The sequence below is a fragment of the Gilvimarinus sp. F26214L genome (genome assembly GCF_054401055.1).
Window position 1 is genome coordinate 100,483 of sequence record NZ_JBTIYG010000006.1, and the last position, 14,648, is coordinate 115,130.

Annotated in this window: 13 protein-coding genes; 8 read left to right on the top strand and 5 right to left on the bottom strand. The window is 59.3% G+C overall.

Annotation, left to right across the window (positions count from 1 at the left end):
• Positions 1 to 111 precede the first annotated feature (111 nt).
• The 3 genes from ACURWW_RS08510 (at position 112) to ACURWW_RS08520 (ending at position 2,795) form a co-directional block, all read left to right on the top strand.
• Positions 112 to 483: a YidH family protein gene (locus ACURWW_RS08510; RefSeq protein ID WP_445616383.1), complete on the top strand. Its 372-nt coding sequence runs from the start codon at positions 112 to 114 to the stop codon at positions 481 to 483.
• 281 nt (positions 484 to 764) lie between these two features.
• A complete protein-coding gene (locus tag ACURWW_RS08515) occupies positions 765 to 1,169 on the top strand; it encodes a globin (protein ID WP_445616384.1) in 405 nt (134 codons plus the stop codon).
• A 183-nt stretch (positions 1,170 to 1,352) separates the two neighbouring features.
• Positions 1,353 to 2,795 carry a hypothetical protein gene (locus tag ACURWW_RS08520; RefSeq protein ID WP_445616385.1) on the top strand — a complete coding sequence of 481 codons (1,443 nt, stop codon included), beginning with the start codon at positions 1,353 to 1,355 and terminating at the stop codon, positions 2,793 to 2,795.
• A gap of 82 nt (positions 2,796 to 2,877) precedes the next feature.
• Here the strand turns inward: ACURWW_RS08520 and ACURWW_RS08525 are convergent, their stop codons facing one another.
• Positions 2,878 to 3,303, bottom strand: coding sequence for a cupin domain-containing protein (locus ACURWW_RS08525; RefSeq protein WP_445616386.1), 426 nt, complete (start codon positions 3,301 to 3,303; stop codon positions 2,878 to 2,880).
• Between the two features lie 142 nt (positions 3,304 to 3,445).
• On the opposite strand from ACURWW_RS08525, the gene ACURWW_RS08530 reads away from it, so the two are divergent.
• From ACURWW_RS08530 to ACURWW_RS08550, 5 genes are all read left to right on the top strand, one after another.
• Positions 3,446 to 3,820, top strand: coding sequence for a winged helix-turn-helix transcriptional regulator (locus ACURWW_RS08530; protein WP_458618471.1), 375 nt, complete (start codon positions 3,446 to 3,448; stop codon positions 3,818 to 3,820).
• Complete coding sequence (locus ACURWW_RS08535) at positions 3,817 to 4,110, top strand: hypothetical protein (RefSeq protein WP_445616388.1); 294 nt, start codon at positions 3,817 to 3,819, stop codon at positions 4,108 to 4,110. Before ACURWW_RS08530 ends, ACURWW_RS08535 begins: the two co-directional genes overlap by 4 nt.
• A gap of 253 nt (positions 4,111 to 4,363) precedes the next feature.
• Positions 4,364 to 5,269, top strand: coding sequence for an alpha/beta hydrolase (locus ACURWW_RS08540; RefSeq protein WP_445616389.1), 906 nt, complete (start codon positions 4,364 to 4,366; stop codon positions 5,267 to 5,269).
• Between the two features lie 248 nt (positions 5,270 to 5,517).
• Positions 5,518 to 6,309, top strand: coding sequence for a sulfotransferase family protein (locus ACURWW_RS08545; protein WP_445616390.1), 792 nt, complete (start codon positions 5,518 to 5,520; stop codon positions 6,307 to 6,309).
• Positions 6,310 to 6,464: 155 nt separating this feature from the next.
• The gene (locus ACURWW_RS08550) at positions 6,465 to 7,655 is read left to right on the top strand and encodes an NnrS family protein (RefSeq protein ID WP_445616391.1); all 1,191 of its coding nucleotides are present in this window, start codon (positions 6,465 to 6,467) and stop codon (positions 7,653 to 7,655) included.
• 29 nt (positions 7,656 to 7,684) lie between these two features.
• Here the strand turns inward: ACURWW_RS08550 and ACURWW_RS08555 are convergent, their stop codons facing one another.
• The 4 genes from ACURWW_RS08555 to acnA form a co-directional block, all read right to left on the bottom strand.
• The gene (locus ACURWW_RS08555) at positions 7,685 to 8,326 is read right to left on the bottom strand and encodes a TetR/AcrR family transcriptional regulator (RefSeq protein ID WP_445616392.1); all 642 of its coding nucleotides are present in this window, start codon (positions 8,324 to 8,326) and stop codon (positions 7,685 to 7,687) included.
• A 97-nt stretch (positions 8,327 to 8,423) separates the two neighbouring features.
• Complete coding sequence (locus tag ACURWW_RS08560) at positions 8,424 to 10,256, bottom strand: sensor domain-containing phosphodiesterase (protein ID WP_445616393.1); 1,833 nt, start codon at positions 10,254 to 10,256, stop codon at positions 8,424 to 8,426.
• A gap of 99 nt (positions 10,257 to 10,355) precedes the next feature.
• A complete protein-coding gene (fumC, locus tag ACURWW_RS08565) occupies positions 10,356 to 11,741 on the bottom strand; it encodes a class II fumarate hydratase (protein ID WP_445616394.1) in 1,386 nt (461 codons plus the stop codon).
• 42 nt (positions 11,742 to 11,783) lie between these two features.
• Complete coding sequence (acnA, locus tag ACURWW_RS08570) at positions 11,784 to 14,456, bottom strand: aconitate hydratase AcnA (RefSeq protein ID WP_445616395.1); 2,673 nt, start codon at positions 14,454 to 14,456, stop codon at positions 11,784 to 11,786.
• Between the last annotated feature and the right edge of the window lie 192 nt (positions 14,457 to 14,648).

Consider the following 14,648-nt stretch of genomic DNA (forward strand, 5'->3'; position numbering starts at 1 on the left):
TGATGCATGCGAATGATGGCGGCCCACCCCCTGCGGTCCGCCGGAGGATTCTTCTTCACCAGCCGGCTGGTGTAGTATGGCTCCGCAACCACAGCTCGGGAGCCACACTTCATGCCAGACACCAAAGATCCTCGCGTCCTCTTTGCGGCTGAACGCACGTTGCTCGCCTGGAATCGCACCAGTCTCGCGCTGATCGCGTTTGGCTTCCTGGTGGAACGTTCCGGCCTGCTCATGGCCGCTGTGTCCGGTCGCGAGATGGACAGTGGCAGCGTTCGACTCAGCTTCTGGTTGGGATTTGGGTTCCTTGCGATCGGGGTGTTTGCAGCGGTTCTTTCTTCCCGTCAGTATCTCCGTCTTCTCACGACACTTGGGCCCGAGGATTTCCCCGACAATTACGCGCCGCGCTGGGGTGTTGTAATCAATATTCTTGTTGCCGTGCTGGGGGCAATCATGGCGGTGGGATTCTACTTCCTCCGCCCTTGAGAGTAACTCACGAGTGTGCGGTCCTGACCGACCTCGCGCAGTAGCGGTTCAGGGAAATAATCTGGTTTGCAAGCAACGGCTGCGTTAAGATGCGCGCGTTTGTTGGGGCCCGGTTATTGAACTAACCAGAGCTGAAGACTTGCCTGGTTTCCGGATTGTCACCTTCGCATCTGCAGTTCCGTTTTCCCCTCCCTCGTCTGCTATTCCATTTGTTTTTCCACGGCCGTCGCCCGGCGGTCGACCCGTGTGAGAGGTACGAGATGTTTGGAAAAAAGAAAACAGTGTCTGACAGTTATGACGATCTTCATCAAAGCTACGGACGATGCATGAATAACGGGCGGTTTATCGAGCGTTTTTATGAGATCTTCCTCGCCAGCCACCCCGAGATTCGACTGGCGTTCGCTCACACGGATTTCGATCGCCAGCGGCGTCTGCTGCGGCGAACCCTGACCAATGCCATCATGTATGCGGCGGGCAGTGAAGTGGTCAAGCAAGAGGTGAACCGGATGGCGATGGTACACAGTCAGCGTGGTCATGCTCCGGTCCAGCCGCGCCTGTATACCTATTGGGTCGATAGCCTGATTCAGACAATCCGTGAATTCGACCCGGAACTCACTCCCCCGTTGGAAGCACGCTGGCGACTGGCCATGGGCTGCGTCATCGACCACTTCAGCCGCAATTACTGATCCCGCTTCTTCCCGCAATTACCTGCTGATTGCGATTGCACTTTTTTACACTTGAAGTCTGGCGTTTCTCCGTGAGTGATCTACGCCACGGCGGACGTCACAAAGCGCTTGAGCGGGGTTTGAGAAGAACTTACACTCAGACGTTTAGACGCTCCAGGTTCCACGCTTATAAGGATAATGACCATGCTCACAAAACGCGAACACGGCCAGGTCCAACCCGGCATCAAGTGGGGTCCGTTTACCATGCGGGTTCCTTTCATTCACTTGCGCCTGGCTTTCCCTGAAATGCTTCAGGGGATCGCCGTTGCGGGCGCCACCGGTCTGGCTCTGGTTCCCTACTTCATGTCCATCCTCGGTCTGTCCTTCGAGGAAGCCGTGACCATGGCCATGTTCCACAACATCCTCATTTCCCTGTCCTGGTTCATGTTCGGCGATCCCTACGCGCCGGGCTGGCTGACTCCCGCGATTCCCTTCGTGATCACCTTCATCATGTCGGCGCCCTATGCGGGAGATCCAACCTTGCAGTTCCAGGCGATGACCGCGCTATCGCTCAACTTTGCGGGGATTCTCATCCTGCTGGGGATAACGGGGCTCGGGGCGAAACTGGTCAAATCGGTGCCTGCCGTGTTCAAGGGGGGCATCATCCTGGGCGCCGCCATTGCGGCCTTCATTCGTGTTACCACGGAGGGGGATTCGGCAAACGTCTTCCAGCAGGCGCCCATCGCGGGGACCCTCGGGGTCGCCCTGTGTGTGTTGCTGGCATTTTCCAAGCCCATGCAGGAAATGGCCGCCGGCTCCAAACTCCTCGCCAAGGTCATCAGTTACGGCTTGCTGCCGGGCTTCCTGCTGGCAGGTGTTGTGGGCTGGGTAACCGGAGAAATCTCCTGGAACATCCGCTGGGAAGTTCTTGATGTGGCCGGCAACGCCGCCTCCCTATGGCAGAAGGCCTCACCACTGGTGATTGGCTGGCCGTCTCTGGACACCTTTTTGTCCGCGCTGCCTCTTGCGCTGATTACCTACGTGCTCTTCTTTGGTGACGTGGTCACCGGCGACGAGATGATCGAGCATGCACAAGCCGATCGCCCGGACGAGAAGCTGGAGACAAACAGCACCCGCGCCCACCTGGCAACCGGTTTGCGAAACGCGATTATGGGCGTGATCGCGCCGTTCTTTACTACCCAGGGTGTGCTCTGGACGGGGATCCAGGTAGTGCTGCTGAAGCGCTGGACCTCGGTGGATCGGGACAAGGTTGACTCCTTCTACGACATCCTCGGCAGTTTCTACGTGTTTGGTCTGCCGATTCTGTTCGTGCTCCTCCCCATCGTGACCTTGCTGCAGCCATTGTTGCCGGTGGCACTGGCGGTAACGCTGATTCTGACCGGCTTCGCCTGCGCCATGCTCGCACTGTCCCTGGTGAAGGATGCCACGGAGCGCGGGGCAATGGTGGTGACCGCCATGGCTTTCGCCCTGCTGGAACCCTGGCTGGGGTTGATCATCGGCGTCGTCACTGTTGCGACTCTGGTGGGCCCCAAGGTCTTCCTCCCGGATCACGAAGTGGAGGACTTCGGTCCGATAACGGCCCACAAAAAGCCTGAAGCGCCGCAGCCTGCGTCCGAGGAAGTCTGAGTCCGCTTTCCGGGTCAGCCGGGAAGGATTCAAAACCATAAAAACCGCGGCTCTGAGCCGCGGTTTTTTTGTATGCGGACTTCTACCAGGCTACCGGTGTGTCCACCAGTTCTCCGTCCTCGATACCGTGACATTCCAGTGAGTTTTCCCGGGCCTGAATGACCACGTACACCAACGGCTCCGCGCCGTTGTTGCGCCAGGTGCGGACGCCCCGAGGGGCGATGCGCAAACAGCTACCCTCAGTGACGGGGACGCGCTCAGAGTCCACCAGAAATTCTCCTTTTCCGCTCAGGACCAGGTACAACTCTTCATGGAGCCGATGGCGATGGGAGAACGGAACAGCAGTGTCCGGCGGCAGCACATTGAGCGACACCTCCATTCCGCTGAGGCTCAGCCTGTCTCCGAGAAACAGTTTGCCGGGGGCCGGTTTGGCAAGAGCAGGGTGCTTGAAGGACCAGCGGCTCCACTGCTCAAGGGGGCCGGCTTCAAAGTGCTCGAAATTTGTCATGGAATGCTCCTTTTCTGTTGAGGGTGGGCCGATAGCCTCGGCTCCTGACAAACGGAACCCAGGTCGACCAGCTTCTAACTTGCAAGACAAAAGTTAAAGTAGTCCCTTGTTAATTGCAAGTCAGATCTCTACACTCGCCTGCATGACGCACTCCCGACGCTCTGACTGCCCACTCGCCTGCACGCTCGACCTTGTTGGCGACCGCTGGACCCTCCTGGTTCTGCGGGACCTGTTCCTGGGCAAGCACCGTTATGAAGAGTTTCTCGGGTCGCCGGAAAATATCTCCACCAACGTCCTGGCGGACCGACTCAAGCGGCTTGAGGCGCTGGGAATGCTGGAAAGGCGACCTTATGGAAATCATCGCAAGCGCATGCACTATTCCCTGACCGAACGGGGCAGGAGCCTGGGCCCGGTTTTGCAGGCAATTGTTGAGTGGGGTCTCGAAAATCTAGCGGGTACCGAGCGCTTTCCCGCCTGGCACGTTCAGTCCCCCGAACTGGAGGAGGACCATCAATGACAGCAAAAATACTCGTGCCCGCCTGCCGTTTTCTGGCCGGCGCAGCAACGGCGCTGGTGCTGGCCGGCTGCCAGGCGACAGCTCCCGGCGGAAGCGCGAGCCGAGCCTTTCAGGCCTGTGAGGAGCCGCGCCCGGAGTTTTGCACCTACCAGTACGATCCGGTGTGCGCCACAAAGCAGGAGCCCAACGGCGAAACCGAGTGGATTGTCTACGGCAACGCGTGTACCGCTTGCGCCGATCCCGAGGTGGTCGGGTACAAGGCGAAAGCCGGGGAATGCAAAAGCGACTGAACCAGAACTGATTGGCCAATGCATCAGGCGGTTCGTAGCCATCCAGAGCCGGGAATTCTTCTCGGCTCTTTCTGTGTGTACTATCCTTCAGATAAATCCTGTTGGCCCAGATGGCCGAGTCTGAGCTTTCCTGAGTCTTACATTAATGCCTATCCGCTTCTGCACACGTTTATTCATTGTTTTGATAGCCATGGCTGCCGCGGGCGGCTGCGCTCCCACGCCAGAGGGGAGCGGCGAGACAACCCGTGAGGCTGTGCTTCAGGATAGCCAGTTTGTGGCCGGAGACGGCGCGGTACTGCCGGTGCGAGTCTGGAACTCGAGAACCATCGAACCGGCCGCCGTCGTCGTTGCGCTGCACGGCTTCAACGATTATTCACACGCGTTCGCCGAGGTCGCCGAACACTGGGCGAAGGAATATCGCATTTACACCTACGCCTACGATCAGCGGGGGTTTGGCAACACCGCCCAACCCGGCACATGGGCGGGAACCGAAACCTACGTGCGGGATCTGCGGGAGTTCACTGCGGCGATGCGCAAGCGGTTTCCCGGTGTGCCGCTCTACGTTCTGGGTGAAAGCATGGGGGGAGCGGTAGCCATGGTGGCATTTGCCTCGGACACGCCGCCCGATGCGGACGGTGTCATCCTGTCCGCACCTGCAGTGTGGGCCCGGGAAACCATGCCCTGGTACCAACGAGCGGCATTGTTCATCGGTGCGCACACCATCCCCTGGGCGAGTTTTACCGGGAAAGGACTCGGCGTGGTGGCTTCGGACAATAATGAAATGCTGATCGGGCTGGGACAGGACCCAAAGGTTATCAAGGACACCCGGGTCGCAGCCATTTATGGTCTCACCAATCTCATGGATGCGGCGCTGGAGAGCGCCGGGCACCTGCCGCCAAGTTCGCTCATACTCATCGGTGAACTGGACGAGATCGTTCCCAACTACGCCTCCGCCACACTGTTGCAGCGCCAGATCCAGTCCGACGCCGGGGAACCTCGAGTTGCCATCTACGATGAGGGCTACCACATGCTGCTGCGCGATTTGCAGCGTCGGGTGGTGTGGGAGGACGTGGCCACCTGGATTCTTTCGCCGGACAGGCCGCTGCCGTCGGGAGCTGACGGGAAGGATCTGCAAGCGTGGATGAGCCAGAACCAGTAGCTTGATCTTCACCGTCGCTTGCATTGCCGAGGTCGTGATTGCCGGCGGTCACCGGGCAGTAAAGGAGCAATCGTTATTGTTGTGGTTGGGTAAACCTGCCGCGCAGTATTGTAGAGTCTGTGTTGAGTTGCAGCGACAAACGCCCGCAAAGCAGGAAGCCGATCACATTATCGAGCTTGGGCGGAACGCTTTGAAATGGGTAAAGGTCGAAGCGGAACAGGAAATGTTTGTTTCACGGATGAACTGCAATGTCGATGTTTTCGAAAGCACGGAAGCTGTCTCTCATCGCCTCCAACCCCCATCTTGTCACATGCCAGACCCGGTATTTGTTCATACTCAGCCATATGCGGAGCCGCTCGACAGTGATCTCCCATGTGCTCGGCAGCAACCCGGAAATCTGCGGCTACAGTGAACTTCATCAGCCCTATCGCGGCAGGCTCGACCTTCTCAGGATGCGCGCGGCCTTGTACGAGGATACGCACTGCCGATTGAGTGGGAAATATCTGCTCGACAAGATTCTTCACAACCACCTGGTGATCTCCGCCGAGGTTCTGGCGCTAGCCGAACCCAGCGTCATCTTTCTGTTGCGGGATGCCGAAAGCACTCTCAAGAGCATCATCAACATGGGGCAGCGAACGGGGGTGGAGTGGTATCGGGATCCCCAGCGGGCGGCAGATTATTACTGCCGAAGACTCGCCGCTCTTGAGGAATACGCCACCAAGCTGCAGGGAAACTACCTGTTCGTGGATGCCGAAGAACTGGTGGATGACACGGACCAGGTGCTCGCGCACATCAGCGACTGGCTGCAACTGCAGCACCCTCTGAACCGGAACTACGAACACTTTCGCAATACCGGAAAACGCCACTACGGTGATTCCTCGGACAACATCAAGTCGGGTGTCATCCAGCGAACACAGGGACATCCGGCCGTATCGCTGCCGCCCGATGTGCTGGCAAAGGCCAGCGCCGCCTATGAACGATGCAGGAAACAGTTGCTCGCACGTGATCGCCGTCCGCTGACGATGCAGCGCAGCGCCTGATCCCCCTCACTTCTGGTGTCCGGTATGGCGTGTTCTCCCCTGACCGGAAGCTCTGCTACCATGTCTGTTGCGCAGGTCGTACGGCCTGCCGTATCAGTTTTCGGTGGTGTGGGCGATCCTCAAGCGGATTGTTCTGGCGGTTCGGAGGACCTAGGATGGAGAAACCAATTCCTGATCACGGCGCGGGGCCGGGACGGGCTCTGTTCGCGCTTGGATTTCGGCCGTTTTTTCTCGGGGCCGGACTGTTCGCGATACTGTCGATTGCGCTGTGGCTGGGAGTGTACCTGTTCCGGTTCCAGTTTCCTCTCCAATCCATCAGCAGTTTCCAGTGGCACGCCCATGAGATGATCTACGGTTACGCGGCCGCTGTGATAGCAGGGTTTCTGTTGACTGCCGTTCGAAACTGGACGGGCCTGCAAACGCTGAAGGGCCCGGGGCTCGCCGCGCTGTTTCTGCTCTGGTGCGTCGCACGGCTCCTTTTCGGTCTCGGTCAGGTCCTATGGGCGGGACTGTTCGACCTGCTGTTCTTCGTGCTTCTCGTGGCGGCCGTGACCCGGCCGATTGCGGCGAGCGGCCAATGGAGGCAGATGTCCGTGATATCCAAGCTCATGCTGCTCGGCCTGGGCAATCTGATCTTCTATCTGGGTGTGCTGGGTATTCTCGATCAGGGAGCCTTCTGGGCCATCTACGGCGGACTCTATATTGTCCTGGGATTGATTCTGACCATGGGCCGCCGCGTCATACCCGCATTCACTGAAAGCGGGCTTGGGGGCACCGTGCGGCTGCGTAACTCGCGCTGGCTCGACATGAGCAGCCTGCTCTTCTTCTTCGGTTTTTTCATTTCTGAAATGATCGGGAGGACGCCGGCGCTCTCCGCCTGGCTGGCACTGGGCGTGGCCCTGGCGAATGGTTTGCGACTGCTGGGTTGGCATACGCCGGCCATGTGGAGGAAATCTCTGCTGTGGAGCCTGCACCTGTCCTTCTGGCTGATCGCGCTGGGCTTTCTGCTTTTCGCATTGAGCGTATTTGCCGGGGTGTCCCGCTATCTGGCCATTCACGCCATGGCCTTTGGCGGAATCGGTTTGATCACCCTGAGCATGATGTGTCGGGTCAGCCTCGGGCACACCGGGCGCGGCGTGAACAATCCGCCGCGAGTGCTCACTGTGGCTTTCGTTGCGCTGCTCGTAGGAGTGGTCTTTCGTGTGGTCCTGCCGATGTTCGTGCCGGAATCCTACACCTTGTGGATCGCCCTCTCGGCGCTATGCTGGGTGCTGGCCTTCGCCATCTTCGTGGCTGTTTACCTGCCGATCCTTACGCGCCCGCGAGTCGATGGACAACCCGGGTGAGTTTTGTGGGCAGCGCGCCGCACAGCCTGCTAGTCCCGCTCCGCAAGTCGCACGGCCTCAAAAATGCCCACGGCGTTGGCTGACACAGTCTCCGTGGGCGTATTGAACTCGTCCAGTGTCCACTGGATCGCGATCTGCAGCAGGGCTCCTACCAGGCCGGTACTGACAACCCGTCGCGCCGCTGAATCCGCCGTCGGTCCGCCCGCGAATACGCCGAGATCGGGGTGCTCAACAAGTGCCGCCATTTTGCGCACCGCGGCGCGATAGCGGGCGTCCACCTCCGGACTGACGCCAAGTATTTCAAACATGAGAATACGGCCGCGGCGCGGGTCTTCGCGAATATGATCGAAGAACGCCCTGACGAAACCATGCAAGCGTGCCCCGGTGGCCGCGGGAGCATTCGCCACCGCAGTGGTCAGCCGTGCCTCGAACGATTCCGTAAGGCTTGCGTAGACCGCCAGCAAAAGTGCTTCGCGATTCCCGAAAGACTCATAGAAGTAGCGTTCCGTAAGACCGGCCTGATCGCAAACCATCTTGACAGAGCAGTTGCGATATCCGCGAGTACCGAATAATTCCACACCCGCCTCGATCAGGGCTGCGCGCCGGATCGCCTTGCGCTGTTCCAGGCCGCCGCGAGACGTCTTCTTTGCGGATGGGCGAGCTGAGCTCATAGTGTCCGAACCCCCTGAGTGGCTGCGCCGGCGAGTTGCCGGAAAGCGGAGATACTAACACGGAGTGAGAGAGGCGACCGCGGCGTTTGTCGCGTGGCTAGAAGAGCGGATGCCCCCACAGGCGCGGGATATCATCCGCTTCTACAGGTTTGGACAGACAGAAACCCTGTGCGTAGCGACAGTTCGTTCTCTGGAGGAATTCCAGCTGTTCCCGCGTCTCGACGCCTTCCGCCACGGTCGTCAAATCAAGCGCGTCCGCAACACCGAGAATAGCGAGCGTCAGCGTGGCCTGTCGGCGGTTCTGTGGCAGCCCCGCGATGAACGAGCGGTCGACCTTGAGCCCGCTTACCGGGATGCGACTGAGATAGCCGAGCGCGGAATAGCCGGTGCCGAAGTCGTCCACGTTGACGCGCACCGATGCCAGCCGCAAGGTTCGGATATTGTCAAAGATATTTGGATCATCGCCGGCGATGGCGTACTCCGTAAGTTCGATACTCAGCATGGACCCATGAATGGAGCTTTGCTCCAGGCGATGCAGCAGGCGGCTTGCGAAGTCCGCTTGTTCCAGTTCCCGGGTGGAGACGTTGAGGGCAAAGGGGATGTCATTTCCGACGCTTTGCCACCGCAGACACTGGGTACAGGCCAGATCCTGAATGCCGTCCCCCAGCTGATGAATGAGACCATTTTCCTCGCAGATCCGAATCAGCTGGCAGGTATCGCGGGTGCTCAGCTCCGAGTCATCCCAGCGGATCAGAGCCTCGACGTAAGCAGTGGTGCGGCTCCGAAGGCTGACCACGGGCTGGTAAACCAGGTGAAAACGTCGCTCATCAATGGCCTTGCGCAACATCGATTCCACGGCGAGCCGTTCCGCTTCTCCCAGGGCTTCATTCTCGTTGAATACGGCCACGCTCTGACGGAGATCCTCCCCAGGAGCTCGCAATGCCGCCGATGCGCGCTCAAGAAGGTCGGCGGGACTACGGCCGTGGTCGGGGAAGCTGCTGCCTCCGGCGCGAATCTCAAGGTGAATGTCTTCGTTCTCCAGGTTGAAGGGACGCCTCAACAGGGTGCGTGCGGCGGACAGGAAGGCCTCCAGCGCATCCTTCTCGGCGGGAAAGGCGACCACAAACTCGTCGGCCTGCACGTGGGCAACGAATCCGTCCGGAGGGCAGCAGGCGATCAGTCGATCCCCGACTTCGTGAAGAAGACTGTCCCCGATCTGCGTTCCGAAGGCCTGATTGATCAGCCGCAGGCGGGATACACTGAACAGTACAAGAGGAACCTGTAATGCCCGCTCCCGCGCCTGCTCCAGCATCGAATCCAGCCGGCGGATAAAGAGGCGACGATTGGGAAGCCAGGTGAGCGGATCGAAAAATGCCGAGTGCTCTATCGATTGCCGCAGACTCTCCAGTTCGTAGGTGGCGTTGATGTCGCTCTCAAGCAGTTCGGCGAACTTGAGCAGGCGCTGCTGTTCGCGGCGGCCGAATTCCCGGGTTCGGTAATCGATAAGGCACAGGGTTCCAAGCGGATGACCGTTACTGCTCCGAATTACAGCACCCGCGTAAAAACGAATATGCGGCGGGCCGGTCACAAGGGGGTTGTTGGCGAAGCGAGAGTCCGCGCGGGCGTCGGGGATCACCATGATCTCCTTGTAGGTGATCGCGTGGGCGCAAAAAGAAATATCCCGTTTCACCTCACTCGCTTCGAAGCCGTAGGCTGACTTGAACCATTCTTTGTCCTGATCAACGAAGCTGACCAGCACCACGGGGAAGCCGAAAATTTCCGCGATAAGGCTGGTGTAATGATCCAGACGGGATTCAGAAGCCTCGTTCAGGGCGCAGAGCCTGTGCAGGTCGTCAAGCCGCTCGTGCTCTTCGAGGTCGCCGGTCAATGGTTCCGAAGAGTCTGATGCTGTCGTGTGGCGGGGCTCCATGTGAGTTCCTCATGGGCTGGCCTGCACCCAGCAGTGGGCGTCCTGCGCCGGGGGGCCTGCCTGGCTGTGTAGGTACGAGCAGACCGTTTATCGGTACGCTCAAGGGCTTAGCATGGCCTTCGGATCCATCAGCCGGTCAAACTCCTCTCCAGTGAGCAGCTCAAGCTGCAGTACCGCCTGTTTAAGATTCAGGTTGTGTTCGAAGGCCAGTTTCGCCGCTTTAGCAGCGTTGTCGTAACCGATGCAGGGCGTCAGGGCCGTCACCAGCATCAGGGTGCTTTCCATGTAGTGAGACAGCCTCTCCTCATTGGCCTCGACTCCCAGGAGACAGTTGTCGGTGAAGCTCCGAACAGCGTCATTCAACAGGGTTATAGACTGCAGAAGGTTGTAGATGATCACCGGCTTGTACACATTGAGCTGAAAATGTCCCTGGCTGTTGGCGAAACTCACGGTTGTGTCATTACCGAACACCTGAGCCGCAACCATGGTCAGGGCTTCTATCTGCGTCGGGTTCACCTTGCCGGGCATGATGGAACTGCCCGGCTCGTTGCTGGGCAGCTGAATTTCGTTCAGACCGCAGCGCGGACCGCTCGCCATGTATCGCAGGTCGTTGCCGACCTTGAGCAATTCGGTAGCCAGCAGTTTGAGACCTCCGTGCAGAGCGGCGAGGGCTCCGTGGGAGGCGAGCGCGGCAAACTTGTTCGGAGCGGTGGTGAACGGCAGTCCTGTAATCTTCGCAATCTCAGCCGCGACGGCGGTCGCCCAGCGCGGGTGTGTGTTCAAGCCCGTACCCACAGCGCTGCCGCCGATGGCCAGGGGGTAAACGGCTGCCAGGCCAGTCTCGATACCTTCGCGAGCGAAGCGGATCTGTTCGCCATAGGCCGCAAATTCCTGGCCGAGGGTCACCGGAGTGGCGTCCATCATGTGGGTCCGGCCGGATTTGAGCAAGTCCCGGAACTGGTTCGCCTTCTCGTCGAGACCCGCGATCAGGGCATCCACAGTGGGCAACAGTCTTCCGGTGACTGCCTGCGCCACCGTCACATGCATGGCCGTGGGAAAGGTATCGTTCGAGGATTGGGACATGTTCACGTGATCGTTGGGATGCACGGGAGCCATGCTGCCCCGCTTGGAGCCGGAAAGCTCGTTGGCCCGGTTGGCGATCACCTCATTGAGATTCATATTGGTCTGGGTGCCGCTGCCGGTCTGCCAGACCACCAGAGGGAAGTGTGAATCGTGTTGGCCGGCGATCACCTCATCGCAGGCCGCAACGATGTAGCCGCACCGGGGTTCATCCAGCTTGCCGAGCTTTTGGTTGGTCAGCGCGGCTGCTTTCTTGACCTGGGCATAGGCGTGGATGAACTCGGGGCCGAACTGCTGGCCGCCGATCCTGAAGTTCTGCAGGGAGCGCTGGGTTTGCGCCCCCCACAAGGCATCGGCTGGCACCTCTACGGTGCCGAGGGAATCTCGTTCCTGCCGACTTTTCATGGGCGACCCCATATTGAAAGTGCTTGCGAAACGGGCCTGCTGCTAGCTGCCGGTCAGCTGTTGAAGTACGTACTGCAAAATGCCACCGGCCTTGTAGTAGCTGAACTCGTCAGCGGTGTCGATGCGGCTGCGCAACTCGCAAAGCTCGGTGGCTCCATCGGGGCGCTCGATCTTCATGCGCACATGGGCGCCCGGTTTCAGCTCCGAAACGCCGTTGATGGTAATGATCTCATCTCCGGTCAACTTGAGGCTATGACGGTTCTTGCCTTCGATAAATTGCAGCGGCAACACGCCCATGCCGATCAGGTTGGAACGGTGGATGCGCTCGAAGCTTTCCGCGATGACAGCACGCACACCCAGCAGGCGTGTGCCCTTTGCGGCCCAATCGCGACTGGACCCCGTGCCGTATTCCTTGCCGGCAATCACCACCAGGGGAGTCTGGTCCTTCTGGTATGCCATTGCCGCATCGTAGATGGACATCTCCTCACCATCGGGCAAGTACTTCGTATATCCCCCTTCCACCCCGGGGACCATTTCGTTGCGAATCCGCACATTGGCAAAGGTGCCGCGCATCATCACCTCGTGGTTACCCCGGCGGGACCCATAGGAGTTGAAGTCCCGTTTTGCCACCCCGTGGTCCATCAGGTACCGGCCGGCGGGGCTGGTTTCCGCAATCGCTCCCGCGGGCGAGATGTGGTCGGTGGTTATGGAGTCCCCGAGTAGCGCGAGGATTCGCGCGTTCTGAACGTCGTCCAGCTGACGGTTACCCCCTTCAACGTCTTCCACAAAGAAGGGCGGATTCTGAATGTAGGTGGAATCCCGGTTCCAGGGATAGGTTTTGCTCGGCGTGACCTGGATGCTTTTCCAGATGTCGTCTCCGGAGAACACGTCGGCGTACTCGCGGGTAAACATCTCGCTGTTCACGACCGCGATGGCATCACTGATTTCCTTATTGCTGGGCCAGATATCCTTCAGGTAGATTTTCTCTCCATTGCCATTTTCCCCAATAGGGTCCGTGTTCAGGTTGATTCGTGTGGTTCCGGCGAGGGCAAACACCACCACAAGGGGTGGCGATGCCAACCAGTTGGCCCGCACTTTCTGGTGGATCCGACCCTCGAAGTTGCGGTTCCCGGACAACACGGAACAGACGGTAAGATCGCCGTCATCGATTGCGCTGTCGATTTCCTCGGGAAGCGGGCCGGAATTACCGATGCAGGTGGTACAGCCATAGCCCACCAGGTTGAAGCCCAGTTGATCCAGGAAACCCTGGTAACCCGCCTTGTCGAGATAATCGGTAACGACTTTGGACCCCGGTGCAAGGGAGGTTTTCACCCAGGGCTTGCGCACCAGTCCTTTCTCGACCGCCTTCTTCGCAACCAGGCCCGCAGCAAGCATCACCGCCGGGTTCGAGGTGTTGGTGCAGGATGTGATCGCCGCGATCACCACGTCGCCATCCGAAAGAGTGTAGTCCTTGCCCGGTACGGGAACGGTTGATTCCTTGTTGTCGCCGGTACTGCGAATGGTTTCTTCGATAGCGTCCCGGAGCCCCGTGAGTGGGACGCGATCCTGCGGTCGCCTGGGGCCGGCCACACTCGGCACCACGGTATTGAGGTCCAGTTCCAGCGTGCTGCTGTACTGGGCAACCACGCTGTCGTCGCGCCACATGCCCTGGGTCTTTGCATATTCTTCCACCAGCTTGATGGTGTGTTCATCGCGGCCCGACAGCTTCAGGTAAGTCAGCGTTTCCTGGTCCACGGGGAAGAATCCGCAGGTAGCGCCGTACTCAGGTGCCATGTTGCCGATGGTGGCGCGATCGGCCAGCGGCAGGTCGTTGAGTCCCGGCCCGAAGAATTCTACAAATTTGCCGACCACTCCGTGCTTGCGGAGCATCTCCACCACGGTCAGAACCAGGTCAGTCGCAGTGACCCCCTCATTAAGGCTGCCACTCAGTTTAAAGCCCACCACTTCGGGAATCAGCATGGAGACCGGCTGACCCAGCATGGCGGCTTCCGCTTCGATACCGCCCACACCCCAGCCGAGAACCCCGAGGCCGTTGATCATGGTCGTGTGGCTGTCGGTGCCTACCAGCGTATCGGGGAACGCATACAACTCGCTGTTCACCTCGTTGTGCCACACGACCTTGCCGAGATATTCCAGGTTCACCTGGTGGCAGATTCCGGTACCCGGGGGCACCACGCGAAAATTGTCGAAGGCCGACTGACCCCAACGGAGAAACTGGTACCGCTCTCCGTTGCGCTCCATCTCGATCGCCACGTTGTCGCGGTAAGCGGAATTGGACCCAAAGCGGTCGACCATCACTGAATGATCGATTACCAGGTCCACAGGGCTCAGCGGATTGATCAGTGCCGGATCCTTGCCCAGTTTGTCTACGGCGTCGCGCATGGCGGCCAGATCCACTACGGCGGGCACGCCGGTAAAATCCTGCATCAGAACGCGCGCGGGCCGGAAGGCGATTTCATGCTCAGGGCGACCTTCCTGGGTACTGGCGATCAAGGCGCTGACGTCGTCCACCGTCACAGTCTGCCCATCTTCGAAACGCAGAAGGTTCTCAAGCAGCACTTTCAGGGAATAGGGCAGCTTGGCGACATCGCCGTGCCCCTGCTCGATCAGCTTTTTAAGGCTGAAGTAATGGTAGGTTCTGTTATCGATTTGCAGTTGTGAGCGGGTGCCAAGGGAATCGTTGCCGAGTTTCATAAATCCTTATCTCCCATTCTTCTGTGCAGGTCTCGTGTCGGGGCATCTCCTGTCCCGCCACGCACGGGTACGTCAGAACCCAAGGATTGTGAACCAAAACCCGGAGCTAAACAATGTGCGCCCGCCGCGTGCGACCTGTTCCGATGCATGCAGCGTCCGATGCATACAGCCGGCCAGATTGAACACTGTGAC

Bases quoted from the DNA above. Each gene is read 5' to 3' on its own strand.
- ACURWW_RS08510 (WP_445616383.1), top strand. From the start codon at position 112: ATGCCAGACACCAAAGATCCTCGCGTCCTCTTTGCGGCTGAACGCACG.
- ACURWW_RS08550 (WP_445616391.1), top strand. From the start codon at position 6,465: ATGGAGAAACCAATTCCTGATCACGGCGCGGGGCCGGGACGGGCTCTG.
- ACURWW_RS08530 (WP_458618471.1), top strand. From the start codon at position 3,446: ATGACGCACTCCCGACGCTCTGACTGCCCACTCGCCTGCACGCTCGAC.
- acnA (WP_445616395.1), bottom strand. From the start codon at position 14,456: ATGAAACTCGGCAACGATTCCCTTGGCACCCGCTCACAACTGCAAATC.
- ACURWW_RS08555 (WP_445616392.1), bottom strand. From the start codon at position 8,326: ATGAGCTCAGCTCGCCCATCCGCAAAGAAGACGTCTCGCGGCGGCCTG.
- ACURWW_RS08535 (WP_445616388.1), top strand. From the start codon at position 3,817: ATGACAGCAAAAATACTCGTGCCCGCCTGCCGTTTTCTGGCCGGCGCA.
- ACURWW_RS08525 (WP_445616386.1), bottom strand. From the start codon at position 3,303: ATGACAAATTTCGAGCACTTTGAAGCCGGCCCCCTTGAGCAGTGGAGC.
- ACURWW_RS08560 (WP_445616393.1), bottom strand. From the start codon at position 10,256: ATGGAGCCCCGCCACACGACAGCATCAGACTCTTCGGAACCATTGACC.
- fumC (WP_445616394.1), bottom strand. From the start codon at position 11,741: ATGAAAAGTCGGCAGGAACGAGATTCCCTCGGCACCGTAGAGGTGCCA.
- ACURWW_RS08545 (WP_445616390.1), top strand. From the start codon at position 5,518: ATGTCGATGTTTTCGAAAGCACGGAAGCTGTCTCTCATCGCCTCCAAC.
- ACURWW_RS08520 (WP_445616385.1), top strand. From the start codon at position 1,353: ATGCTCACAAAACGCGAACACGGCCAGGTCCAACCCGGCATCAAGTGG.